Consider the following 24,716-nt stretch of genomic DNA (forward strand, 5'->3'; position numbering starts at 1 on the left):
CCCATCACCCGCAAGGTTCCCCATGCCCTCGTCCCATCGGCGCGATGACCTCGCCGTCTTCGCCGCCTCCCTCGCCGCCCGCCTGCCCGGCGCGACCTGGACCAGCACGTACACCCGCCACGCCTCGTATTCCGATCAGATTCCTGCGACCGCCGAGCTCTGGGACGTCGGTGCCATCGGATACGCCGCTTCCAACTTCGTCCTAGCCCACCAAGCGGTCCTCAGCCGTGCCGACGGAGCCCGCCTGCTGGCCTTCGACCGGCCGATGCGGGCCCGCCAGTTCATGATCGGACCGATGGTTCCGGACGCCGTTCCTGACGCCTTCCACAAGGTCGCCGAGCCCAACGGCATCACCATCCCCGCGGACCCTGTCCGCGCGGCCTCCCAGATCGGCCGCCGGCTCCTGCCCCGGTACGAGGCGGCTCTGCAGCAGGTCCAGCACAATTTGGAGCACCCCATCCCCCGGCGTCCGGCGCCGCCCGTCCTCGCCGGGCGGGTCAGCATGGCCTGGTACCCCGACGGAGCCGTAGGCGCGGTGTCGGGAGCCGATGGCGCCGGCGAAGCCCTGTACCGGTCCGGCTTCAGTTACCACCCCTACGACCGGATGTTCGTGCTGCCCCCGTCGCAGTACGGCGACCGCGAACAGATCACCCGCATCCACCTCGTCTCCCAGCGCCTGGACCGCCTGGGCATCGGTGTCGTCGTCCGGCCCCCGCTCATCTCCAAACCAGCCCGGCCAGTCGCCCACAGCCAAGGTGCCCCTGCCCGCAGCCGGTGACCTCGTTCAACACTGCGCCCGAGAGGACTGCCCACCCTGAACCACGCTGACGAATTCGGCACCGACCTTGAGATCTACCGGCATTACTCCGACAAGGCCGTCTACGCCGATACCCGCACGGGGGCCCCCGAGCGCCTGCTGAAGCTGCTGGATGCCCAGGGCTTCGAGCGGAATATCCTGCCGCCCCTCTACGTGTGGCACCGACTCCCCGACACCATCAGCTCTGAAGAGGAAAGGCAGCACGCGACCCGCGCCATGGCCGCCGGGACGAAGGCCGGTTACCGGGTCAATATCGCCCCCGAACTCTTCGACGAGGCGACCTACTCCGAGGCCATGACCAACCGGAATAGCCCAGTGCCGCATCCGCCCTACGGCCTCCCCGCGCCGGGCTCCGCCCCACGTCGGCGTTCCTGACGTCGCTGGAGACCCGATCACCTCAACGCCCAACCCCGTCCTGCCTCCTCCGATCTCCGTCCGGCGCAGACCCCGGCTCGCCTTCCTCCTCATCCGCCGCTACCTGAAGGACTGCACCTTCGGCAGCGACCGCCGCCCCACCCCGAGAACGGCGAAGACCCCCCTCGGCGCAGGCGGCGGGAGCCGCCGCCGCGCCCCGCGCTGCAGTCCCGGAGAGCACCCCGTACAGCACCCCGTACACCCCGATGCCTGAAAGGAGGCCGCTTGTTCAACGTCACCGTGCGAGACCTCCACGACGTCATTACGACCCTCGCTACCCTGGCCAAGCAACTGGACGAAGGCACACCGGCCCAGGACGCCGCCGCACTGTTGACCCCCGTCTTCGAGATTGACGACGGGCTGCTCTACCAGGTCAGCAACGTCCTGGGAGCGGTCAGCCGGATGGCCAAGCGTTCCCACGACGCCGGCGTCGAAGACGCTGACATCTGGCGAGACCTCGCCAACTCCTGCGACACAGTGTTCCGCCAAGCAGAGAAGCTCCTCGGCACCGAAGCCGAGATCGCCCAGTGGCCGGCCTCCGAACCCGCTCCGGCCAAGTCCGCCACCCCCTTGCCGCCGCCCCCGCCTGCCCCGCTGACGAGGCGGGGCCGATGAGCCGGCAGTGGAAGGGGTGGGGACCGGGGGCCGAGCTCCCTGAGCAGCACTACCTCATCGAACCCCGCCACCTGGCCGGCGGCGGCGACATCCGGCACGTCACCGAATACCTCCGTGCCAGCGGATGGGCCGACAGGACGCCCCGCGCCGGCACTCCGGTCGTCTTCGACAGCCCGGACCAGTCCGTCCGCATCGGGTACAACGTCGCCGCCACGCCCCCGGGCTGGACGGTCTCCGGACGAGCCACCCCGGAACAGGACGCCTGGCACGTGACCCTCACCGCGCACGTTCCCGTCGAGATCATCGCGGGGCTCACCGACGCGCTGACGCAGCCCCGCCCGGCGCACGCCCCGAACGTGTGGGCGCCGTTGGAGGAGCAGAACTGGGCGACCGCCCGCGGGAAGCACTTCACCGCGACCAGCCCAGACGGCGACGCCTGGATCCAGTTCCACCAGAACGGGCCGGGCAAGGCGCACTGGTGGGCCGGCGCCCGAACCGAACACGGACGGGCCTGGGACGCGGTGTTCTCCCAGACCACCCCGATGCACCTGGTCCAGGAGTTCGCCACCGCCCTCGCCGACCCCCAGCCCGTGATACGGCCACGAGGTCACGTACCGGCCACCGACAGGATCCGCACCACCTCGGTGTCCGTCCTGCCCTCCCATCTCGCCGCCTGGAAGCAGGCGCGCGTCACCGCCGCCCGCTCCGCGACCTGGGCCAAAAACGCATGGGCCGCCCGCCAGCCTCGCAAGGCCGCACCCCGCGCCCACACCTCCCGGAGCGGTGCCGCAACCGGCCGCCGTTAACCACCTCACTAGGACGCCCATGCCCGACAGCACCACCGACATCACGCCCGAGCAACTCCAGGAGGCCGCGAACACACTCCTGAAGCTCACCGCACATCTGCGATCGGGCCCCGCCCCCGACCAGGCCCTGGACCTGGCTGCCGTCCTCCTCGACGAGGATCACGGAGTCCTCGTCCGCCTCTCCGAAGCCCTCCGCGCGACCTCCCGCTACCTGGTCCAGCAGGCACCCGTCCCGTGGAGCCCGCAGGTCGAACACACCGTCCACTGGCTCACGCTCGCGGCCAACGACATCCAGGACTGGACCATCCTTCACTTCGACGTCAGCCGGCTGCGCAAGACTCCCTTCCGGGGCCAGAGCAGCCCGTGAACGAGGACCTGCAAGCCTTCGCCGAAGACAAGAAGGGCAAGTTCCACTGCGAGGTCAGCCCCCGCCACCTGGCCGGTACAGGAGACCCCCGGCACATCACGCACAGCCTGCGCGCGGCGGGCTGGAAGCATGACGGTGACCGCGGTCTCCCGCAGGTCTCCCTGACGAGCCCCGACCGCTCGCTGGGTCTCGTCCTCGACCCCTTCTCACCGCACCAAGCGTGGTCGGTGGGCAGCGCCCTGATGTTCGTGCCCGGCTACTGGCACGCCGGGTTCACCCGCAACGCCCCGGTCGAGATCATCGCGGGACTGACCGACTCCCTCATCCGACCAGCCCCCACGCACGCTCCACCAGACCTATGGGAGACGCTGGCTGCCGCCGGGTGGAATGCCAGCGACGGACCTCGCGGGCGCGAGGCCTCAGCACCCGGCCAGGGACTGAAGATCCAACAGTTCGGGTCGGACAAGCCAGACGACGACCGCTTCTGGTGGAGGATCCAGGCCGTCGAGGAGACCTACGGCGGCGGGGTCGAAACGGTCTGGTCTGCCGCCCTTGACCAAACCACCCCAACGCACGTCATGGCCGGCCTGATCAAGGAGCTCGCCAACCCGGCCGCCTTGCTCCGAGGTTCACACGACCAAGGCGCCCACTACCGGGCGACTGAGGGCGACATGTTCACCGCCGGGCCCCAGATCGTGGAGGCCCACAGCGCACGCCTGGACGCGGCGCGCGCCGGGGCCCGAGCCCTCGCCCGAGCAGCAAAGCCGCCGTCCGCCCGTCCGCACTCGCCCGCCCCGGCCGCAACTGCCGCGGCGACGGGCCGCAGCCGGTAGCTGATCCCGGAGGGTGGCGCGCCGACCCGTGCCCGCCCCCTCCGGGAACCCCACTCCCCTTCCGTTGGAAGGACGCCCTCTCCCCTTGGCCTTGTCCCCCACCGAACTCCACCGGCTACGCCTCCAGCAACTGGCCGTGTACGTACGCGACAGTCGCGCGCACCTCCAAACAGCGCGGGATGACCCCGGCGACGGAACCGAAGAACCGTCGATCGCGAGTACGGCAGCGCACGCGGCCACGTGGCGGGCGTTCCGGAAGATCTCCTACAGCACCGCGCAGCTGGTCACCGTCGCCGAGATCCAGGCCACGCGGCTACCCGCGGACGTCCTACCCGATTCCTGGGCCGCCGTCTGCGCGGGCCTGCGCGACGCAGCCCGCCGCCTGGACGAACTCCAGTCCCAGTGGCTGGTGGACCGCGAGGAGATCCTCGCCCGCGACACCGATACGCGAACTGAGTACGAAGCAACCCTCCAGCGCCGCAACCACGCCGCCTGGCCGTACCTGTCCCTCTGGTCCCGCGATGCAGAAACGATCCTTCAGATCGACGTTCTCGCGCGCAGTCTCACCGCTCCCGTAGCCCGCATTCCCGGACTGCCCCCACTTCCCCGCCGCCGTGCCGCGCCGCCGAACCGTCCCTGAACCAACGCTCCTAGGACCTCCGCTTGCCACCCAACCGACCCGACTCCTCCAACGACTTCACCGACCTGTCCTTCAAGCTGCTGCTCGGCACCCTGGCCGTGGCCATCCCCTGGGCCAACCTCGCCTGGCTGGGCGCCAACAGCACCACCTGGCTGACCGGTGCAGGCGCTTGGGCCGCGTACGACCCGGCCAACGCTCTCCTCCACCCGGAACGGCTGTGGCCCACCACCGGCAGCACCGCCCTGGTGATCGGCCGCCTCATCGTCCCCGCGGTCCTCCTGGCCACGATCGCACTCGTCGCACACAGCCTGTGGAAGAAGCGCGCCGGCGGGGGGACGAAGAAGAAGGTCGTGGGGATGGCCAAGGCCCGCGACATCGAACCACTTCTTGCCAAGTCCCTCAACGGCAAAGCCCGATCACTGCGCCCCAGCCTGAAGGAGGTCAAGAACCTCGCGCCCAAGGACACCGGAATCCTCCTCGGCAACATCGCCGGAAGCCGTACCGAGGTCCGGATGAACTTCGAGGACGTGGCCGTCGCGATCATGGCACCCCGGTCGGGCAAGACGACCACCCTGGCCATCCCCATGATCCTGGCCGCCCCCGGCCCGGTCCTCCTGACCTCGAACAAGGCCGCCGGCGACGCCTACACCTGTTGCCTCGACGCCCGCGGCGCGGTGGGCCGGACCTGGTCGATGGACCCGCAGCAGATCGCCCACGCGGAGCGGACCATGTGGTGGAACCCGCTCGCCGACGCCGACAGCCTCGAAGGGGCCGGCCGCCTCGCCGGCCACTTCCTGACCGCCGCCGTCGATGCCAGCCAGCAGGGCGACTTCTGGTCCAAGGCCGCCTCCAACGTGCTGAGCCAGTTGTTCCTCGCGGCCGCACTCGACCAGCGCCCCATCACCGACGTCATGAGCTGGCTCGCGTTCCCTGCCGACCGAACCCCGCTCGACCTCTTGCGCGACCACGGCTTCACCGCCGTCGCCTCCCAGCTCAAGGGCACCGTGGAAGGGCCGCCGGAAACACGGGACGGCATCTTCGAAACCAGCAGGCAGTACGCCGCCTGCCTCCTCAACGCCGACATCGCGAAGTGGGTCACCCCGCAGAAGGACGCGGACGAGTTCAAGCCCCGCGACTTCGTAACCAGCACCGACACCTTGTTCCTCCTCAGCAAGGATGGCGGCGGCGGCGCCTCTGCCCTCATCGCAGCCTGCGCGGACTCCGTGATGCGCACCGCGACGTCCCAGGCCGAGCGCGCCGGCGGGCGGCTCGACCCGCCCATGATCTGCGTCCTCGACGAGGCCGCAAATGTCTGCAAAATCTCAGACTTGCCCGATCTGTACTCCCACCTCGGCAGCCGAGGCATCATCCCCATCACAATCCTGCAGTCCTACCGGCAGGGCCAGCGCGTCTGGGGCGATGCCGGCATGGACGCCATGTGGAGCGCCTCCACCATCAAGGTCATCGGCAGTGGCATCGACGACCCCGACTTCGCGGACAAGCTGTCCCGGATGATCGGCGACCACGACGTCGAGACCACCTCCACCTCGACCTCCGACTCCGGGAAGTCCACGTCGGTCTCCATGCGGCAGGAGCGGATCCTGCCGGCCGACGCCATCCGTGCCCTCCCCAAGGGGTCCGGACTCCTCTTCGCCACCGGTATGCGCCCCGCGATGCTCGACATGCGCCCGTGGTACCTGGAACCCGGCGCCGACGAGCTGTCTGCCGCCTCCGCCCGCGCTTCGAAGGCCATCACAGCCCGAGCCATCGCCAAGGTGACACCCGGCCAATCCGACTTCGGAACCGCCTCCTGAACCGACTGGGCGCATCCAGCCCCAGTCCGTCCTCACCACACCCCCCAGCCCCTAGTCCTCGGCATGCCCTCAGCCCAACTCCCCCACGCGTCCCGTACTCGCCCGTAGCCCGGGTCCGCTCACTCCCTGGAGGCCCCATCAACGAAGACAATCACGCCGTGCCGATCAAGACCTTTCGAGAGCTCACCGTGGAGGAGTACGAACAACTCTGTGAAGATCTCGACGCGCCTCTCAGGCGCTTGGCAGACCTGGATGACGTGTTCAGGCAGCTCTGCAGCGAGGTACGCGGACTCTCCTACACGGTTGATACCGACGCCCAGCGCAAAATCACCCCCCTCCTCCTCAGAGCTGTGGCCCTGACGGCCGACGCAGTCGAGGTCCTCGGAGTACTGGACAGCAGCAAGTACGCGTCGATGCCCCGTCGGGATTCCTTCCTGGAAAGGGTCACCGGGCTCGTCCACGACTCCTCGCTGGCTACCACCAACCTGGCCGTCGCGCTCAGCGCCAACCCGTACACCGAGACTCCCGCACCGCTCTCAAGGCCGAACGGATACCGCCCCCTTATCCGTCACTTCGAGGCGGAGTACACGATGGCGTGGCACCTTGCTGAGGGATCCAATCTGCTCGAACGCAGCGCCGACACCTGCACCAATGCCGCGGATGCCATGTCATGGGACTTGGACGTCGCCGATCAGGCACGCAATCAACGGCATCTGAACATCGCGGTCCATGCCAGCGCAGTAACGGCCCTACCCGTCGCGCCCCCTGCGAAGGCTGCACCGCCGCCGAGCCTCCGCCGGTAGCCCCGGCGCCGCTACGGGTCGCGCGCACGCAGCCGTCGAATTTGGCCGCGCGCCTCGGGCCACCCGTCGCTGGGTGGCCCGGGCACCGCGGCCAGCTCGGCACCCGACGTCATCCGCACACAGGCGTGCCTTCCTCCGCCCCCTGGAGTTGTCCTGAATACACCCTCTGCCGAAGCCGCTCGTGCCATCGAACGCCTCCGTGCCCTGTCCCACGATTACGGAACGCTCCGTGAGGTCCTCGACAGCGCGCATCCCGTCGCTGGAACCCCGGCTTTCCCAGAACTCGCCTCCTGGTACGGCACCGCCCAGGGGCTCTCCGCCACCGCCCTCGCACTACTGCTGGCAGTATCCGAGCATCCGTACGCGCACACCACTGTGTCCGGACACCACGCCGTGGAAGCGCTCGGTCAGCTCGTCCAGCGCTCGGCCGACATCACCGCCCGCATCGCCGGCGCCGTCGGAATCGCCACCCAGTACCACCGCATCGACGGCCTCCCCGACCCGGTATCCGGCCAGATGGACTCGCTCACCGAGAAGCAGCTGATTCGCCTGGATGCCAGCGGCAGCCTCTCCGCCGGGCAGAGGCTGCGCCCCACCGAGCAGGGGCGACGAGCTCTCGACAGGGGACTTCAGCTTCCTGTCACGACCACGCTCACCGGCCCCCAGCACCGCGCCCTGCACCTCGTCCACGCCAGCACCGTCACGTACTGGCAGTGGCCCGGAAAACAGCCGACCGTGACTGCCGGATCACCCGAGAACATCACCCTGCGCTCGGTGAACTCCCTCTTTGAGAAAGGCCTCATCGGGCGGGACCGCAGCACCAGCCTGCACACGGGACAGCACCTGTACCTCACCGACGACGGACACCGCCTCCTTCACCATCTCGGACCCGCGCCCACGCCGGCACCCCCCGCCCCCTCACGTCGTCCAGGCCCCGCCCCGGCTCGCTGACTTGATCACCCCGTAGCGGAGCGTCCCACCTGACGACGGCCCTCCCCCGAAGGCCAGTTCTCTTGACCGAAGACGTCCTCTTCTCCCTCCCCGAGACACCCTCGCCGCCCGAACCCGCCCCCTCCCTACCCGTGCCGGCCCCTGCCTCTCCGCCCATCCCCGCCGAGCCCTCTCCGGTGGTGCGTCTGCTTGCGCTCGGCGACCAGTTCACCCAGCACAACGACCACATGGCCCGGCTCCGGCCGACCTACGGTGCCGCCCGCGGGCACGCCTCCGCTCAGATCCTGGTGCTCGCCTGCCTGGAGGCTGTCCAGGCCATCGCGGACCAGCCGATACACGCGAACGTCGCGCTGACCGAGGCCGCGGTCCGGATCAAGCAACTCGCCGTTCTCACCGGACAGGCAGTCCGTCACCTCGCCGAAGCCAAGGCACTGCTCAGCGCGCCGGCTTCGCCGCCGGCGCTGGCGTCCCGGGGCGGAGAGATCGAGCGCCAGATCCAGCTGGCCCGGGAGCTGACGGCTCTGGCTCCAGCTGCGGCCGTCGAGTCAGCGAGCACCGTCGCCTTGGAAATCCACCGCCGCAGGAACTCCACCAACACAACGGCGGACGGCCTGACTCCCGCCGAGCGGACCGCACTTCACGCCACCGCCCGAGGACACGTTGTGATCGGCCGGCAGCAGGGACGCGAGTACGTACACAGCCGCGACAGCTCCGTGGACATCGGCACGCTCCGCGTCCTGGAAGGCAATGGCCTCATCGCGATCGAGCCCGCCGGTGCCCCGCCGGCCTTCGACGGAGGGCCTCCGCTCGATCGTGTCCGTCTCACCCTCAGTGGCGCACTGTCCGTCGCGGCCCTCCTCGGGTACAGCCCCCAGAGCCCTGCCCGAGCCACCCCCACCGCTCGGCCCGCGCTGTCCACCCCATCGCCGACACGAGTCCGCTGACCCGTTGCCCCGCCTCTCCCGCCTGCGCGCCGTGGCAATCCGGCGCCCGCACTACCTTGGAATCCCTACTTGGAAATCCCCCGCCACCGCCTGCTCTCCCTCGGAGCCGGCGTCCAGTCTTCAGCCCTCCTCGCGCTCTCCGCCAGTGGGACCCTCCCGCGAGTCGACGCCGCGATCTTCGCCGATACCGGCTGGGAACCCCGCGCCGTGTACGACCACCTCGACCGGCTGGAGCGCGAGGTAGCCAAACCGGCCGACATCCCCATCGTGCGTGTTTCCTCCGGAAATATTCGCAAGGATGCCCTCGATCCGAATCACCGGTTCGCCTCAATGCCGCTCTACATTCTCAATAGGGACGGCAAGAATGGAATGACTCGACGCCAATGCACGGGCGAATATAAGATAAAGCCGATAAAGAAGGCCGTGCGTGAACTCCTCGGCTACCCGTACCCGATTCGTGTCCCGAAGGGCGTGTTCGTCGAGCAGTGGGTCGGCATCTCCACCGACGAATTCCATCGGGCCAAGGAGGCTGACGTCAAGTACATGCGCAACCGGCATCCCCTCATCGATCTGGGCTGGTCACGCACGGACTGCATTCGGTACCTGACCTCACTCGGCCTGGCGGACACTCCGAAGTCCAGTTGCCTGGGTTGCCCCTTCCACGGTAATCGGCAGTGGAGAACCATAAGGGACACCTCGCCTGCCGAGTGGGAAGACGTAGTCGAATTCGATGCAGCGATCCGCAAGGGAAACGCGCGCGCCAACGCGACGGGAAACCAGTTGCTCGGGCAGGCATTTCTCCACCGCTCCCGCGTGCCCCTGAGTGAAGCTCCGATCGACCACGTCACCGCAGCGGAATGGGCTGCCATCCAGCAGGAAACCAGCACCGATCTCGATGAGCTGGAACAAGGGGTCTCCAACGGCTGCTCGCCCTGGGCCTGCCGCGGCTCCGAGGCCGAGACGGACCTGGTCCAGGACGACTTCGGGCTGGCGACGTGATGCGCTACGTCTTCGACCTGTTCGCGGGCCCGGGCGGCTGGAGCCACGCCCTGCATGTTCTCGGTGTACGGGACATCGGCCTGGAATGGGACGAGTGGGCCTGCAAGACCCGTGGCCGCGCTGGCCAGTTGACGATCCGCACCGATGTGGCGATGTACCCGGCCTGGCCTCTGGTCGGCCGGACTGATGGGTTCCTGGCGAGCCCACCCTGTCAGGCGTGGTCGATGGCCGGCAGGAGGCTCGGCCTGCTCGACCAGCCGCTCGTCCACCAGGCCGTCGCCGACCTCGCTGTCGGCCGCGACACCCGGGAGCAGCTCTTGGCCGCCTGCAAGGACCCCAGGTCGCTGCTGGCCGCGGAGCCGATGCGCTACCTCCACGCCCTGCACTCGGTGGGTGAGCCGGAGTGGGTCCTCATGGAGGAAGTCCCGGACGTCCTGCCGCTGTGGCGGCAGTACGCCGTGATCCTTCGGGGCTGGGGCTTCTCCGTCTGGACCGGAATCCTTAACGCTGCCGATTACGGGGTGCCCCAGACCCGGCGGCGGGCGATCCTGATCGCCTCCCGGACCCGCGTGGCCGAACCGCCGACGCCGACCCACGCGCAGGCTGCCGAGCCCGAGTCGTTGTTCGGCCCGGGTCGCGAGAAGTGGGTGTCCATGGCTGAGGCCCTCGGCTGGGGCGCAACCGACCGCCCCGTCCCGACGGTATGCGCCGGCGGGGGCCCAGGCGGAGGGCCGGAGCCCTTCCCGTCCGGGGCCCGCAAGACCCTGGCCGACGCCCGCGACCGCGGCACCTGGAAGCCTCCCGCCTCGCGCCCCGCCACCCAGCGGAAGCGAACGCGTCCGTCTCGCTCTGAAGCTTCGGCTTGTACCTGCGGGAGGCACCCCTGGGCCTGGTCGCTCCGGAGCAACAACCAGGCCAACGCCACCATCCGCGCCATCGACGAGCCGGCCGGGACCTTGTTCTTCGGGCACCGGGCGAACGAGTGCGTGTGGGTCGCGGAGCCCGCGAACACCGCCACCGGCGGGGAGGCAGCCGCGCCTGACCCCATCCGGATCACCGCCGCCGAAGCAGGGGCGCTGCAGACCTTCCCCGCGGGCTATCCGTGGGCCGGCACGAAGGGAGCCCAGTTCAGTCAGATAGGCAACGCTGTCCCACCCCTGCTGACCGGCCACCTCCTTGCGCCGCATCTCGGCAAGAGCCTCACTCGCGCCGACTTCATCCTGGCTGCCTGATGCCCATCGTTCCGCGGCCCGACCCGGACTTCGGGCTGGCGGACATCCCACCGAATCCACCTGTCCACTACGCCGAGCAGGCCCTCCTCGGCGCCCTTCTCCTCGACCCGCACCGGATCAAGACGATCGGCCCCCTCGACCCCGATCGCTTCGCCTCCGCCAACCACCGGGCACTCTTCGCGGCGATGGCCACGCTCACCGCACCGGCCCCAGACCTCCATGCCAGGGAACCGGTGTGGATCGCAGCCGTCCTCGCCCACGCACGCCCTCACGCCCGCGGGCTGACCCCCAGCTACCTCCACGCCCTGGCCGGTGCCTGCCCCGATCCCGCTCACGCCCCCGCCTACGCGCGGATGGTCCGGTCCGACCACGCCCGACGAACCGTCCTCATGCACGCCGGCCTCCTCGTCCAGGCGGCGAACGACCCCGGGCTCCCCGACCCCACCGCCGTGACGCTGCGCCGGGCGGACGCTCTTACCGCGCTCCTCGATCATCTGGCCGCCACCTTCCCCTCCCATCCCGGCTCACTGCCCCGCACCCCACCGCCGGCACCGCCGAACCACCAGGAGGGCACTGAAGCCGCCGGGGAGGAGCAGCTGCTGCTGTCGACGGCCGCCGCGTATCCGGCGGCACTGGCGTCGATGCGGTGGCTGCGCCCGGAGGACTTCACCACCGTGCTGTACGGCGGGCTGTACCGGTGTTTGACCTCCCTGGCCGGTCGGGGAGAGCCGGTCGACAAGGTGACCGTGCTCTGGGAGGCCCAGCAACAGGGTTTGCTGACAGCCGCGTTCGGCTCGCAGGAAGCCCTGGAGCTGCTGGCCACCCCGGCAGGAACCCCAGAGCACTGGGGCGAGCAGATCCTCCGGCGCTCCCTCCTGCACCGCGCCCACCTCACGGGGCTGCATGTCCAGGCCTTCACCCAGGACCTGACGAACTCCCCTCACCAAGTGATCACCGGCAGTCGCCGGGCCCTCGCCCACCTCGCCGGGGTCCGGGCCCGCTGGCAGCAGGCCACCGGCCGGACGCCAGCGGGACGCCCGCCGACACCGCCTGTCCCAGCCTCCCGGGCCGGGCCCTCTCCTCAGCGGACCAGCCTCCCACCCGCCTCCTCACGATCCCCCCGATAAACCCACCCGACCGGGTCCGGCCGGCCACTCGCTGGCCGGACCCGAGAAGCGAGCCGCATGCCCCACGCCACACCCGACACCCACGATGTCCACCTGGCCCTCCACCCCGACCACAGCAGCGCCGTGATCGCCACCATCAGCACCCCCGACCGCTACCTCGCCCGCGCCGTGCTCACCGAGTACGGATTCCGCCCGACCGGCGACAACAGCATGGTCCTGGCCCGAATCGACCACGACGAACCCCACCATGCCGAGAAGGCCGCCTTCGCCCTCCGTCAGAGCGGCGCAATCGTGGAGATCACCGCCGCCCTCCAGGAGGAGATCGACACCGAGTGGACCTACGGCAACGCCCCAACGCACTGGACGTGGCTGACTCGGGAGGAGATCCGCGAGGCCACCGGTGAAGCCCAGCAGATCCACGACGACATCGCCGCCGGCCGCCTCGTCATCCACCTCCACGCCCGTGACAACTGGACCACCCTCGCAGTGGGCACCTACACCGGAGGCAAGAGCGTCCACCTCCACGGAGAAGACCACTTGCGCACGGAGGAGACGGACTACACCTCCGAGGCCGAGGCAGTGGCCGACTTCCATCGCCGCCACACCGTTGCGGTCCGCCCCGGACCAGCCCCTCTCACTGACATCGAGCGAGCCGCCGGCGAAGCCCTGGGGGTGGCACCACCCTCCACGGCGCCGACAGCGACGCCAATGACCGTCGCGGCCGAGGAGGCGTCACAGCTGGTACCTGTGTACGCCAATGGCCCTGGCGACCACGAAGCCCTCCTCAACGAGTTCTTCACGACCCACGGGGAATGGGAGAAATGGCGCCCTCACGACGAGACCACCATTGCCAGCCACGAATCCCTCACCCTGCGCGTCGAGTTCCTTCACGACGCAGCCCACGGCGACAGCCTCTGGACGATCGCCGCCTACGAGTCACCCGTCGGCGAACGCCACTGGCACGCCACCGCCACCCCAGCCACTCCGGTCGAGATCATGCGTGTCCTCCTCAACAGCCTCAGCACCGAAGACTCCTGGCCTCGATCGTTCACGTGCGCGCGCCGGCGTAGGTGGTTCGGCTGGGTGTCTGCTTCCTGATGGTTTGTTCTGTGGGTTGGCTGCCGCGGGGTAGGCCGGTGGGCCGCGTGTCGTCGCGGGTGTCGTCGGCGTCCACTCGCCGAGGGTGCTGCGGGTCTCCTCCTTCCGGTGGGTGGGGCGGCGGCGTGCTGGTCAGCCGGGGTCGGGCAGGGCCTGGACCCGTTCCCATGCGGCGACGACATGGTGGGAGGCGGGCCAGGCAGGGTCGAGCTTGAGTTCGCGGCGGCGGGCGTGGTCGGTCAGCTTGGCGGGGACGTCGAGCAGGTCGGTGCGGACGGCGGCGGGCTCGGCACGGGCAAGGCGCCCGTCGAGTGCGAGCAGTTGCAGCCAGGACAGCAGGTCCATGGCCAGGGCGAGCAGGGTGCACCAGGCCTGGTTGAGGGCGAACTTGAACGATGGCAGCCGCAGTAGGGTCAGCGCCTTTGACCTGCGGATCCCGGACTCCACGTGCGCGTGGGCCCGGTGGCGTGCGTCCAGCCACTGCAGTTGCCGGCCGACGGTGTTCGTGGCGATCACGGTGTACCGGAACCCGGTCGTCTGCTCGTAGGGCTTGAGGTCCTTGGTGTACTTGGGGTGGACGGGCTCGCGACGGATGATGATCCGCAGGCCCGGTGGCCAGCCCGAGAGGCCGAGGAGGTCGGTGATCTCGACCAGGGCGGCGTCCTGGCGGGGGTCGCCCTTTGCGTCGAGCGCGGGCGTCCACGCTTTCTCGGGGACCTTGGCCAGGCCGGTCCAGAAGTCCTCGTCCCGGCTCCAGCCGACCGAGTACTCCCAGGTGTTGGCCTTGTTGCCACCACCGGAGGTGATCCAGGCGAGCCACTCCTTCGTTGCGCCGGCGCCGTCGGCGCGGAAGAGGACCTTCCTACGGCGGCGGGTCGGCAACTGCCGCACCGCCTCCGTGGAGACCTCGATGTGGTCTTCGGCGGTGTTCGCGCCCGCACTGCCGGGCCGGAGCCGGCACACCAGGTGCTCGTCGGTGTTGTCCAGGAACACCAGCAGCGGGTGCAGGCCGAAACCCTTGCGGTGCGGCTCGGCACCCTCCTTGTCCGAGTGCGCGGGCACGAAGGAAGCATCGACGTCCAGCACACTCCATCCGGTCAGCGGCCTGCCGTCCACGCGTATCCACGGGAAGCCGCCCGGGCGAAGGTCAAGCAGGTCATGGACGCGAGAGCGGACCTTCGCCCGCGCCGAGGTAATCTTCGCCAGCTGGACCGGGCCGATCGCGTCCAGTGTCCGGTACAGCGTCGAGGCCGAGGCCGGCCGGCCCAGCACCAGCGCCGCCTGCCGCATCACCGCGATCCCGGCGATCGAACGCGCGCCCAGCAGCACCGCACACGCTGCGGACACCAGCACCCCACCCCGGTCATGGACCGGATGGAAGCCCCGCCGCACCAACGCGCCGCTGAGCGCGCCGGTCAGCCCGATCTTGTCCGCCAGACGCCGCACCGGCACGATCCCGGCCTTGCCCACCAGCTTCCGTCCGCCCGCCGACAGCGACAGGCCCTCCGACCACTCGGTAAGCTCCGACACCCGAAGGGTGCCTCCTTCCCACGATGATCCAGCCCTCAGCAAGCCAGATCATCACAGGTCGAGGCACCCTTCCTCGCTACTCTCACGCTCTGTCACCAACACCGACCCCTACGGTGAATTCATGAGGCTGGGGGCTGGGCGCCGCCACCCCCGTCAAGGAGGAGGACCTCGCCCAAGCGTCCCGTCCCCTGGAAGACGCAGGCTGGCCCCTGAAGTGCGGAGCCCAGCTGATCGACTGGACCGCACCCACCACCGACGGGGCAGGCCTCCGCTTCGACACCCACGTCAAGCAAGGAAACCCGCTGCCGGCTTGGACCATCTGGGGCGGCAACGCGGCCGACAATTTCACATGGGCCATCCGCCTCTCCACACACGCCCCCACATCCCTGATCCAGGACATCACCTTCGAACTCGCGCACGGCTACAGCCACCAGCCGCCCCCACTCCGCGCCACCGGCTCAGCCCCCAACCTCATCCATCAGCCGGTTGCGGTCCCGCCCCCGGCCACATCGCCCCGCCCGGTTTCCAAGCGCTGAACCGGCGCCCCGGTGCGAAACCGCCACGCCGTCGCCTCGACCACCGTGCGTCGGTCTATCTGCGGACGGCCCGTAGCCTTCACAGCGGGAAACAGAGGCTCGAGCACGGCCCACGCCTCATCAGAGATCACGTCACGCGACACAGCACAAGGCTGCGCCCGACGACTTCGAAGACCCTCTAGCAACACGCTCCGAGGCTGACCGAGACTCGTTGCCCGCGCGCACCACGAAGTGTCTACTGGTCAGACGGGATCGGTGAACGAGATCGACTTGCCGGTGGCGTGGGCATATGCGATCTCCCTGCTCGTGGACTCGCCGACATACCCGCCGGGGTTGACGACCAGAACCCGGTCAGCCAGGTCGATCTTGCGCAGGTGGAGGGCGTCCAGCGCGGTCTTCTGCTCGTTGGTGATCAACTCGTCTGCTTCGCCTGGCGCGACGACGATGACACCTGCGAAAGTCAGATCACGGTTCGCCATACGCATCTCGTCCACGAACCGGGTAGAGCCGCAGATGCAGACAATCTCAGGTCGGCCGGGCACGGCTCAGTCCTTCGGTCGAACGGGTAACCGTCAGTGTGCACGTTGACATCACAGAGAGACACACGAGCCAACAGTTTACGCAGCGAGATGGTCACCACGCGACTGCACCGTCGCAGGCGGGAGGCGTGGCCCGTACTGGGAATGGAGCTGCTCGACGGCGAAGTCTGGGGTGCACCCGGCCCACCAGCTCTCTTTAGCAATACGGCCTAGTCCACAACCTTCAGATTGATGGCGGACGCCTTGCCGTTCTTCTGGTTCTCCTCGATCTCGAACTCAATCTCCTGGTCGTCATTGAGGGTGTTCAGGCCTGCTGCCGAGACGGCGGAAATGTGGACGAAGATGTCTTGGTCGCTGCCCTCCGGCTTGATGAAACCGAACCCCTTGGTGATGTTGAACCACTTCACTCGTCCTCGCTGCATGCGCCCATACGTGCCCATGCATACGATCATGAAACGCGCGCGGATGGGCGAGTGGCTGACGGGTTGGTCGCAGTCGGCCGCACCAGGCTCGGACAGCCAACACGCAGGCAGCCACCGTCACGATCCGATGCACACGCCGAAGAGCTACTGTCTGAGTGAGCGTTTTCAGCGTTGCCTCTCCAGAGTGAGGACGGCTTTGGTGATGACGGTCATGCGGTTGGGGCTGACGCGGGACCTGCGGAAGATCTGCCATGACTTCAGCCGTGCCATGCCGCGTTCGACCGGTGCCCTCGCCGCGGCCAGGGCCCGGTTGACGGTGCGCTGGGTGAGGGTGAGTTCACCGCCCGGTGGCCGTTTGAGTCCGGTGGTGACCCAGGGGCCGGCGCCCTGGTAGGCGCGGTTGTGGCCGGTCTTCAGAACTGACCGTTGACCGGTGGAAGGGGGTTAGGAACTCCAGGACCCCGTTGCGGATAGCCCCCCATCACGAAAGCGGGACCCATGTCAACCACAGCCCCGAGGATCGGAGGCCGTCGTGTCAGCTCTGCCTCCGCGCCCAGCACGCCGGTGTCCCTCTTGACCACGAGCACGGAACACGGCAACCGCAGGGCTTCCAGGACTTCGACGGTCGTTTCGTCGGCCTCGTCAACGACAAGGAGTCCCAGGCCTTGAGTTGCCTGCGTTAGCCGGTCTCGGAGCTCAGGGCTCACGTGCAGGGGACGCCTCTGCGTCGCCCAGTCGGGCGCCCAGACGTAGTGCGTCTTCGCGCCCGCCTTGGCCAGGGTCTCGCTGACCCAGCGGACGGTCGTGGACTTGCCGCATCCCGCTGGACCCATGAGCAAGTGCAGCCGGTTTTGGCTACTTGGGCTGACGTCGAGGATTGCGTCGAGCAAGGTGAAACAGGCCTGGCGCTGATCGGCCGTGGGGAGCACTGTCAGGCCGTAGCTCAGGGCGTTCGGCGTGCGCGTCGGCAGGAGTTGCTCGAGAGGCTGCCCAGGTCGGCTCGCTCGGCGTGCAGTCCGCAGTGACCAGCGGAGTTGCGGCAGCCGCGCAAAGTAGCCCAGCGCGAATCCCATGTGTGCCAGCTTCCCGGGCAACCGTTCGAGTTCTGCGGTCCACTCCTCGGAGTACCGCTCGATCGCCTGCGGATCGCCCAGCCGTCGGGCAGTCCACCGGACGAGGTTCTTGGCGAGGCGGGGGCACCAGTCTCCGAGCTCCGTTAAGGCCATGGGCAGGATGACGGCGGTGACGAGGAAGAGGATGGCCTCGGTGGTCATCGGGTGCCTCCAAGGCCGGGGCGGAGGATCGCGGGCATGATCTTGCGGGGTGCCTTCTTCTTCTCGCGCACCAGGCTTGCGGCTTCGCCGGCATGGTCGGAGTGGAGCCGGTAGAACCGGCGCCGGGGCCCGCGGGCGGCGTTGCCCTGCTCCCACTCACTGAGGACCCAGCCGCAGCTTTCGAGGCGCATCAGGATGGGGACGACGCTGCCGCTCGGCCGGTCAATCATCTTGGCGATCTTCAAGCCGTAAAGCTCCTCATCGCCGGAGAGGAGCGCTTCAACGACGTCGACCGTCGCGTCTGTGACCCTGAACGGATAGCTCATACTATAACTCTAGCTAACTAGAGATAGCGCGTCTAGGGGTCGGCGCGACGTCAGATCCTTCAGTTCCGCGGGCGCCTCTCGTTGATGTGGGTGACCTTTATGCTGGCCTCGAGGGCCTCCTCGAGCCGGGCAGATCTGAGGGCGAGGAACTGGATCTGAGCGACGGCGAGAGCGAGGTCCGAGGCCAGCTCCTGGTTCCGGCGGCGAAGCTTCGCGTTCCGGGCAATGAGCCTGTCCTGCGTGGTAGGCCCAGCGCACCGTCAACCGCGCGCTCGCCCAGGCCCGCGCACCCGTCGAACGAGGCATGGCCCGGCTGAAGTCCTGGCGGATCTTCCGCAGGTCACGCATCAGCCCGAACCGGATGACGTCCATCGCGCGAGCCGTCCTCACCCTGGAGAGGCAACGCTGAAAACTCTCAGTGAAACCCCGCCGAATCCCCCCTCGGCGGGGTCTCACTGCGCATGCAGCGCGGCCGTCGACCAGTGGCTATCGCATCGTCCCGGCCACGAGGCTACGGCTCTCAGACGGCCGTGCCCCGTCGAGATCCGGATGGAGCATCGGACGGTCAGGTGCAACAGGGGCCTCTTATATCAGCGGTTTCACGAATTCCGAATTCCCGAATTCGCCGCATCATGGAAGGACACCGCCACCCCTGTTCGCACCACGAAAGGCCGACGCCGCTGCCTGAACCACAACTCGACGCCTCCGCCCGCCGTGCGGTCAGACAGCCTCGTAGGCCTGCCGCAGCAGTGGCTCCGCTCGCCGGAGATCACGGTCCGCGCGCAGCCGGACTTCGAGGTCGCCCGTTCCGTGGTGGCCGATCTCGCTGACGTCCCGGGTGAAGCCGGGGACCAGGTCAACGTCCTTGGGCGACAGGCGGAGGGTCATGACGACTTCCTGCTGGTGGCCGTGGCTGACGCAGGCGAAGTTCCGCAGCGTCCGGTACGCCCGGTACTGCTTGCGGTCTATCCGGCTGACGTCGTCACCGAGTCCCAGGAGCAGCTCCTCCAGCGCGGCCCTCAGGTCTGGTACCCGGGAGGCGGACGCCGCCCTGTCCGCTGGCGCCGCCCTGCGCTGCCGGCGGTCGGTTCGGACCGCTCCGTCGGCGACGACGGAGGCCACCGGCTCAAGGGCCAGGAGGTCGGTGCCGAAGTAGCTGTAGCGAACCAGGTCGATGCTGCGGCGGATCTCGCGTACGGCGTGGACGTCGTAGCGCGTGAAGTCCTCCGCAACGCAGATCAGCCTGGGCGCGCTCCACAGAACCTGGGCCGCGGCCGCATCCCCGAGCCGGTCGCGGACCAGGTGCTGGAACTCGGCCTTGTGGTCGACGAGCCACGACAGGTAGAAGAGCCCCTGCGTGATGACACCGGCGTCGCGTCCACGCTTGTACTCGACGACGACCGGCGAGCCGTTCTCGTCGATACCGAGCGAGTCGATCCTGCCACCGTGAACCGGCCCCGTGCTGTACTCGCTGGCCAGGAACCGGACCCCGAGCAGCAGCTCCATGTTCCCCTCGACCACGTCCTGCAGATGACGCTCCAGCTCCGCCGGCCTCGCGGTGATCTCCACCGCGCCCCCACCGTTCACATCGAACAGCCTCAGTCTCAGCACCCCCATGCATCGCTGTATCCAGGGGCCATAACAGCGACGGAGACCGAATTGTTTCCGTCCCGGCCTTCGAGGATGTAAAGATCCCGTGAGAGGCTGAAAGCCGGAGCCGGACGCCCCACACGTACCCTTGTGGCCCATGTGTGGCACAGCGACACACGGCTCATGTTCGGAAGCTGCGTTTTCGCAGGTCAGCCCCCGCAGCTCAGCGGATAGAGCAGGCGCCTTCTAAGGACCCTCTCTTCTTCAGAAGTCTCGACACCCAGCATTTTCACCGCCTATGCAGAAACCTGCGCCCGACAGGCAGAATTGTGCCCCGCAACTCCCGCAGAAGTCGGTTCGCATCGGTCTGCAGCGACTGGCTTCCACCGTCCACACACCGTCAACGCCCAGACCGCTGTCGCCAAGTTCGCCCGTCCGATCTTGGTTGCACAGCTTGCCGATGACCACCGAAGGCATCGGGGCTGGGCGTGTCTAAGTCAGCACCGACCCAGCACGGTTGAGGTTCGCAGGGGTGATGACGGGTGATGAGCTGCCTGGCCCGGGCCCACTGCGCCGCCACCCTCAGCGACGCGGTTCCGGTTCGTGGGGGTTGCATCCCCTGAGGTGAGGCTTAAGCTCCTCCGGCGTGGGTTCACGTGTGTGGGGCATGCCTGGAAGCCCGCTCAAGGGGTCTATCGACTTTACATATTCCCTTGCCCACTCCAACCAGCGTCGGGCCGAGTCCAGTGCCGCCTCGTCCCCGGCGCCGTCCGACTCTCCGATACGACGTTCCAGTGCCATGCAGTACGCACTGAGAGCAGCCGCTTCTCGCCACCCCCCGGCCTCTTCACGCAGCACCTGGGCAAGTTGTTCACGAAGGGCTTGTTCCTTCGCCGCGTCCATGGCCGCTTGCCAACGGACCTCGCTTTCTGCCCTGGCCTGCCGTTCATCCTGCCGGCGCCGAGTGTCCTCGACAGCTCGCGCCTCGATCTCTTCAAGAATCAGGCCCAAGGCTTCTTCAAGTGTCCGGGTCTTCCGATCCCGCCAGCGACCAGGCCGACCGGTCAGACCATGGGCAAGCTCCACAACGAGACGAGCGGAGCGCTCCGGATTCGTGGACTCCGGGAACTCCTGCCTGGCGGAGACCGTGTACGCAAAGCCATCGACAGTGACATCCACTCCACCCTCGCGCCGGGAGAAGCACGACCTCGCCCGCCGCACCTCATGCCCTCGCCGTACCGCCTCAGCCGCCAGACCCTGCAACAGCAGAAGCGACCTACGGCGCAGCGCAGACGGCATCACTAGCCGACGCTCGTCGTCTTTGAGCGCAGCCACCACCGGATGCAGGTGACCCAGCCGAGCGGCGACAGGAACCAGCCCCCCGCCCACCTTCGGCCGCTGGCTCCGCGCGTTAGGATGCGGGCCCTCCGTAAGAAGCCGTATCTCAACCGAACGTGATCGTTGAGTCTTCGCTGGTCAGGAATGGTTTCGGTGGGATGAGGGAGGGATCCTGCGTCCTGTTTCCGTCTGATCGTCGAGGTGCGTGCGGTGGCGTCGATTCTGGGTTTGCTGGAGGAGCGCGAGGCGGCTGCTCGTGTGCGGGCCGAAGAGCTTCGGGAGGCCGCGGTGTTGGCGGCTGCGGTGCTGGAGGCCGCTGAGGTCGAGCTGGAGCGGCGGGTGATCGCGCGTGAGGAACTCGTTGATGCCCTGGCCGTGTCCGCGGCCGAGACCGCCGTCGTCACGGAGGGCGGAGAGGAGAGGGTCGCGCCGCCCGAGCCCGGCCCTGAGCCCGTGGCCGCGTCGGTGCCGGGGGCCGTGGTGCCTGCGTGGCGGGAGGGGCTGTCGGTGTCGGTCCTCTCACCGGACAATCAGCGGATCTTGAATGTCCTCCAGGACCGGCCGGGCCCGGAGCCGGTGCGGGCCAAGGACATCGCGGAGGCGCTGGGGATCGATACGACGGTGCCGGCGAAGGTCGAAGGAGTGCGCTCGAAGGCGAAACGCCTGGGCGAGCGCGGTTGGCTGCTCCTGGAGGCTTCGGGGATGTTCAGTGCCGGACGGCGGCTCGTGGCCGGGCCAGCCGGCGCCCCATCCGCGTGATCATCGAGAACAGGATCATCGCCTCGCTGGTCGCGGGCAGGGTCTCGTAGTCCCTGGCCAGACGCCTCGAATGCATCAACCAGCTCAGCGTCCTCTCTACCACCCACCGCCTGGGCAGCACCACGAACCCCTCCATGTCGTCGGTACGTTTGACGATCTCGAGGGTGAGCGCGAGCTTCTGCCGGCACCAGTCGATCAGGCCGCCGGTGTAGCCGCCGTCGGCCCAGACCAGGGTGATGTCCCGGTGCAGGTTCCGCAGCCGGGCCAGCAAGGGGAGGGCTGCCTCGCGGTCGCCGATGTTCGCGGCGGTCACCGCGACGACCAGGATCAGACCGAGACAATCTGTAATCATGTGGCGCTTGCGCCCGTTGACCTGCTTGCCTCCGTCGTAGCCGCGTGAGGCGGCGGGCACCGAGGCGGCCGCCTTCACCGACTGCGCGTCGATGATCCCCGCGCTGGGTTGCGCCTCGCGGCCCTCCCGCTTTCGAACGTGTCCCCGCAGCCGGTCGTGGAACTCCGCGATCAGCTCGTTCTCGCGCCAGCGGCGGAAGAAGGCATAGACCCGGGCCCAGGCGGGGAAGTCCACCGGCATCGACCGCCAGGAGATCCCGCCCGCGACGAGGTAGCGGATCGCGTCCAGCATCTGACGGTGACAGTAGCCCTCGGGCTGCCCGCCCCGGCCCTCCAGCCAGGCCGGGACCGGTAGGAGAGGGCGGACCGCCGCCCACTCCTCGTCCGACATGTCCGAGGGGTAGTGCGGCTTCCGGGCGGGATGATCGGCCGCGTTGCCGTACACGTGCGCGAGGCAATCGCACGACACGTCGGACGAGTTGAAATGGGCGGGCGCAGGCGCGTACAACTGCGACAACAGGGCCTCCGGGTACTCGGTAAGGATTCGCATCCCCGAGCTACCAGGAGGCCCTGCCTTCATGCACCGGCCACCCGGAGATCACTCACGCGGGAAGCCTGTTCGACCCGCACGTTCCAAGATCGGTTGAGATACGGCTTCTAAGCTTGGCGTTTATCCTCGCTCGTCACCCGACCTGCTGATCTGCGGTGTTTCCCGGGACAGCGGAGGCGGCCGTTCTCCACGCTTCGAGATGTCGAGTAACAAAGCACCAGAGAACGGCCGCTGTGTATGAGTCTGTCTGCCGACGTGTCCGGACGCGAGGCATTGGAGGTGTTGTCCCGCTTTCGTGTCGAGTTCTACGACTGCCTGTATGCCCGGGCTGACGCGCTCTTCGAGCTCACCGACGCGGTGCTGTGTGCGGACGGGCCGGTGAACACCCTGGTCGAGCTGTCGCTGACGGCCGAACACCGGCGCGGACACGGCGCTCTGTACGCGGGGCTGGATCGCGGCTGGACCGAACCGTCGCGTCTGCGACGCGCTCTGGCCGGCCTACCGCTGCCGAAGACGGCCGACGGGCGGATCGTACTGGCTGTCGACGTGAGCAACTGGCTCCGCCCCGACGCTCCGACCAGCGACGACCGGCTGTTCTGCCACGTCTACGGACGTGGCGACCGCAAAACGGACCAGTTCATCCCGGGCTGGCCGTACTCCTTCGTCGCCGCCCTGGAAACAGGCCGCACCTCCTGGTGCCGTCTACTGGACGCCCTGCGGCTCGGACCCGCGGACGACGCGACACTCGTCACCGCCGCCCAGCTCCGCGAGGTCGTGGAACGCCTGGCCGACGCGGGACACTGGAAGCCGGGCGACCCCGAGATCCTGATCGTGATGGACGCCGGCTACGACGTCACCTACCTCTCCCACTCCCTGCAGGACCTGCCCGTCGTGCTGCTCGGACGACTGCGCTCGGACCGCGTCATGCTCCGCGACCCGGGCCCCGCCCGCTCCGGACCCAAGGGCGGACGACCCCGCCGGCACGGCGGCGTCCTTACCTTCGCAAAGCCCGACACATGGCACCAGCCCGACGTCACCACCGCCACGGACACCACCCGCTACGGCAAGGCAGAGACGATGGCCTGGAACCGGATGCATCCCCGGCTCACTCACCGCGGCCCCTGGCTGGAGCATGCGGAAGAGGAACTGCCTGTCCTGCACGGCACATTGATGCGACTGAAGGTGGAGTACCTGCCGGGCGACCGCGACCCGAAGCCGGTCTGGCTGTGGTGCTCCGCAACCTCGGCCGTGTCGGCCGACGTGGACCGGTGGTGGCAGTCGTTCCTCCGCCGCTTCGACCTGGAGCACACCTTCCGGCTGATGAAACAGACCCTCGGATGGACCGCACCGAAGATCCGCCGCGCCGACACCGCTGATCTGTGGACCTGGCTGATCATCGCCGCACATACCCAGCTCTGTCTCGCCCGGCCCCTCACCGAAGACCTCCGGCGGCCCTGGGAACGACGAACCGAACCTCGTCGCCTCACCCCCGCCCGGGTCCGGCGGGGGTTTCGCAACGTCCGTGCAACCGCGGCCCGCCCTGCAGCCGCACCGAAACCATCCCGACCCGGCCCCGGACGACCCCTGGGCACGAAGAACAAGCACCGAGCCGAGCACCACAACGTCGGCAAGACCGTCAAACGAGCCGAATCAATCAAGGAACACCAAGCCCGCAGAGGATAAATGCCAAGCTAAGGAACAGCTCCAGCCCCGGCCCGCTATAAGGGACCTTCTCAATGCGCTTGCCCGCCGGCTCCAGGCCGTGGCGCTTCGCGTAATTGACGACGCGCCGCCACTCCGCGACCTCGTCGTCATCGGGATCAGCGATCCGGACCCGCCCCTCGGCGACGAGCCGCTCGATCAGTTCCTGCGCCTTAACCTGCCGGGCGCGCGCGATGGGCCGCTCACTGTAGGGCGCCCGAGGCTTGGTAGGCTCCGCCGCCTCACCGCCGCCGGCAACCGCAGTTTCGTCGTCGATCATCAGGAGCCAACGATCCCGCATCGCATCGGCCGAACGCCAGCCACTTGACATCAAGGTTCG

At 68.5% G+C, this 24,716-nt stretch carries 26 protein-coding genes and 2 pseudogenes; 18 read left to right on the plus strand and 10 right to left on the minus strand.

All coding sequences use genetic code 11. The features are described 5' to 3' along the window. Positions 1-22: 22 nt before the first annotated feature. The 14 genes from OG435_RS08835 to OG435_RS08900 all read left to right on the plus strand — a co-directional run bounded on the left by OG435_RS08835 (position 23) and on the right by OG435_RS08900 (position 13,460). Entirely contained in the window at positions 23-778 is a 756-nt protein-coding gene (locus OG435_RS08835) for a hypothetical protein (RefSeq protein ID WP_266876276.1), read from the plus strand. A gap of 678 nt (positions 779-1,456) precedes the next feature. After that, positions 1,457-1,846 (plus strand): hypothetical protein, encoded by a 390-nt coding sequence (locus OG435_RS08840; RefSeq protein WP_266876278.1) that lies wholly within the window; start codon positions 1,457-1,459, stop codon positions 1,844-1,846. Then, positions 1,843-2,652 carry a DUF317 domain-containing protein gene (locus OG435_RS08845; protein WP_266876279.1) on the plus strand — a complete coding sequence of 270 codons (810 nt, stop codon included), beginning with the start codon at positions 1,843-1,845 and terminating at the stop codon, positions 2,650-2,652. The genes OG435_RS08840 and OG435_RS08845 overlap by 4 nt, the downstream gene beginning before the upstream one ends. Positions 2,653-2,671: 19 nt before the next feature. After that, positions 2,672-3,019: a hypothetical protein gene (locus OG435_RS08850; protein ID WP_266876281.1), complete on the plus strand. Its 348-nt coding sequence runs from the start codon at positions 2,672-2,674 to the stop codon at positions 3,017-3,019. Further along, positions 3,016-3,852 (plus strand): DUF317 domain-containing protein, encoded by an 837-nt coding sequence (locus OG435_RS08855; RefSeq protein ID WP_266876282.1) that lies wholly within the window; start codon positions 3,016-3,018, stop codon positions 3,850-3,852. The genes OG435_RS08850 and OG435_RS08855 overlap by 4 nt, the downstream gene beginning before the upstream one ends. An 85-nt stretch (positions 3,853-3,937) precedes the next feature. Next, positions 3,938-4,492, plus strand: a complete 555-nt coding sequence (locus tag OG435_RS08860; RefSeq protein ID WP_266876283.1) for a hypothetical protein — start codon at positions 3,938-3,940, stop codon at positions 4,490-4,492. Positions 4,493-4,515: 23 nt separating this feature from the next. Beyond that, a complete protein-coding gene (locus OG435_RS08865) occupies positions 4,516-6,306 on the plus strand; it encodes a type IV secretory system conjugative DNA transfer family protein (protein WP_266876284.1) in 1,791 nt (596 codons plus the stop codon). 158 nt (positions 6,307-6,464) lie between these two features. Continuing rightward, positions 6,465-7,109 carry a hypothetical protein gene (locus OG435_RS08870; RefSeq protein WP_266876285.1) on the plus strand — a complete coding sequence of 215 codons (645 nt, stop codon included), beginning with the start codon at positions 6,465-6,467 and terminating at the stop codon, positions 7,107-7,109. Positions 7,110-7,502: 393 nt separating this feature from the next. Then, a complete protein-coding gene (locus OG435_RS08875; RefSeq protein WP_266876287.1) occupies positions 7,503-8,060 on the plus strand; it encodes a hypothetical protein in 558 nt (185 codons plus the stop codon). Positions 8,061-8,236: 176 nt separating this feature from the next. Further along, positions 8,237-9,004, plus strand: a complete 768-nt coding sequence (locus OG435_RS08880) for a hypothetical protein (protein ID WP_266876288.1) — start codon at positions 8,237-8,239, stop codon at positions 9,002-9,004. A gap of 69 nt (positions 9,005-9,073) precedes the next feature. Beyond that, positions 9,074-10,003: a hypothetical protein gene (locus tag OG435_RS08885; protein ID WP_266876289.1), complete on the plus strand. Its 930-nt coding sequence runs from the start codon at positions 9,074-9,076 to the stop codon at positions 10,001-10,003. Then, positions 10,003-11,235, plus strand: a complete 1,233-nt coding sequence (locus OG435_RS08890) for a DNA cytosine methyltransferase (RefSeq protein WP_266881579.1) — start codon at positions 10,003-10,005, stop codon at positions 11,233-11,235. Before OG435_RS08885 ends, OG435_RS08890 begins: the two co-directional genes overlap by 1 nt. After that, positions 11,235-12,362 (plus strand): DnaB-like helicase N-terminal domain-containing protein, encoded by a 1,128-nt coding sequence (locus OG435_RS08895; RefSeq protein ID WP_266876290.1) that lies wholly within the window; start codon positions 11,235-11,237, stop codon positions 12,360-12,362. The genes OG435_RS08890 and OG435_RS08895 overlap by 1 nt, the downstream gene beginning before the upstream one ends. Before the next feature lie 57 nt (positions 12,363-12,419). Next, a complete protein-coding gene (locus OG435_RS08900) occupies positions 12,420-13,460 on the plus strand; it encodes a DUF317 domain-containing protein (protein ID WP_266876291.1) in 1,041 nt (346 codons plus the stop codon). Positions 13,461-13,592: 132 nt separating this feature from the next. Here the strand turns inward: OG435_RS08900 and OG435_RS08905 are convergent, their stop codons facing one another. Then, complete coding sequence (locus OG435_RS08905; RefSeq protein WP_266876292.1) at positions 13,593-14,990, minus strand: IS1380 family transposase; 1,398 nt, start codon at positions 14,988-14,990, stop codon at positions 13,593-13,595. Positions 14,991-15,220: 230 nt separating this feature from the next. On the opposite strand from OG435_RS08905, the gene OG435_RS50350 reads away from it, so the two are divergent. Beyond that, the gene (locus OG435_RS50350) at positions 15,221-15,526 is read left to right on the plus strand and encodes a DUF317 domain-containing protein (RefSeq protein ID WP_353962783.1); all 306 of its coding nucleotides are present in this window, start codon (positions 15,221-15,223) and stop codon (positions 15,524-15,526) included. Here OG435_RS50350 and OG435_RS50355 read toward each other — a convergent pair. The 6 genes and pseudogenes from OG435_RS50355 to OG435_RS08930 form a co-directional block, all read right to left on the minus strand. Further along, positions 15,469-15,714 (minus strand): transposase, encoded by a 246-nt coding sequence (locus tag OG435_RS50355; protein ID WP_353962771.1) that lies wholly within the window; start codon positions 15,712-15,714, stop codon positions 15,469-15,471. The genes OG435_RS50350 and OG435_RS50355 overlap by 58 nt on opposite strands. A 54-nt stretch (positions 15,715-15,768) precedes the next feature. Beyond that, positions 15,769-16,011: a hypothetical protein gene (locus OG435_RS08910; protein ID WP_430625744.1), complete on the minus strand. Its 243-nt coding sequence runs from the start codon at positions 16,009-16,011 to the stop codon at positions 15,769-15,771. Between the two features lie 263 nt (positions 16,012-16,274). Then, the gene (locus OG435_RS08915; protein ID WP_266876294.1) at positions 16,275-16,487 is read right to left on the minus strand and encodes a cold-shock protein; all 213 of its coding nucleotides are present in this window, start codon (positions 16,485-16,487) and stop codon (positions 16,275-16,277) included. A 165-nt stretch (positions 16,488-16,652) separates the two neighbouring features. Next, positions 16,653-16,889, minus strand: a pseudogene (locus OG435_RS08920) (transposase family protein); the annotation flags it as partial. An 11-nt stretch (positions 16,890-16,900) separates the two neighbouring features. Beyond that, positions 16,901-17,761 (minus strand): ATP-binding protein, encoded by an 861-nt coding sequence (locus OG435_RS08925; protein WP_266876295.1) that lies wholly within the window; start codon positions 17,759-17,761, stop codon positions 16,901-16,903. Then, a complete protein-coding gene (locus OG435_RS08930) occupies positions 17,758-18,087 on the minus strand; it encodes a helix-turn-helix transcriptional regulator (RefSeq protein ID WP_266876296.1) in 330 nt (109 codons plus the stop codon). Before OG435_RS08930 ends, OG435_RS08925 begins: the two co-directional genes overlap by 4 nt. A 250-nt stretch (positions 18,088-18,337) precedes the next feature. Between OG435_RS08930 and OG435_RS08935 the strand changes: the two are divergent. Beyond that, positions 18,338-18,496 (plus strand): annotated as a pseudogene (locus OG435_RS08935) (transposase family protein); the annotation flags it as partial. Positions 18,497-18,807: 311 nt separating this feature from the next. On the opposite strand, the gene OG435_RS08940 reads toward OG435_RS08935, so the two are convergent. Continuing rightward, entirely contained in the window at positions 18,808-19,704 is an 897-nt protein-coding gene (locus OG435_RS08940; RefSeq protein ID WP_266876297.1) for a DUF5655 domain-containing protein, read from the minus strand. 1,521 nt (positions 19,705-21,225) lie between these two features. On the opposite strand from OG435_RS08940, the gene OG435_RS08945 reads away from it, so the two are divergent. Next, positions 21,226-21,774: a hypothetical protein gene (locus OG435_RS08945; RefSeq protein ID WP_266876298.1), complete on the plus strand. Its 549-nt coding sequence runs from the start codon at positions 21,226-21,228 to the stop codon at positions 21,772-21,774. On the opposite strand, the gene OG435_RS08950 is transcribed toward OG435_RS08945, so the two are convergent. Further along, positions 21,722-22,675 carry an IS5 family transposase gene (locus OG435_RS08950; protein WP_266876299.1) on the minus strand — a complete coding sequence of 318 codons (954 nt, stop codon included), beginning with the start codon at positions 22,673-22,675 and terminating at the stop codon, positions 21,722-21,724. The two genes, OG435_RS08945 and OG435_RS08950, sit on opposite strands and share 53 nt — an antisense overlap. Before the next feature lie 237 nt (positions 22,676-22,912). Here OG435_RS08950 and OG435_RS08955 point away from each other — a divergent pair, with 237 nt between their 5' ends. After that, positions 22,913-24,358, plus strand: a complete 1,446-nt coding sequence (locus tag OG435_RS08955; protein WP_266875532.1) for an NF041680 family putative transposase — start codon at positions 22,913-22,915, stop codon at positions 24,356-24,358. Here the strand turns inward: OG435_RS08955 and OG435_RS08960 are convergent. After that, the gene (locus tag OG435_RS08960; protein ID WP_266876300.1) at positions 24,330-24,656 is read right to left on the minus strand and encodes a hypothetical protein; all 327 of its coding nucleotides are present in this window, start codon (positions 24,654-24,656) and stop codon (positions 24,330-24,332) included. The genes OG435_RS08955 and OG435_RS08960 overlap by 29 nt on opposite strands. Positions 24,657-24,716 lie beyond the last annotated feature (60 nt).

The organism is Streptomyces sp. NBC_01264 (assembly GCF_026340675.1).
In the GTDB taxonomy this organism is placed as follows: Bacteria; Actinomycetota; Actinomycetes; order Streptomycetales; family Streptomycetaceae; genus Streptomyces.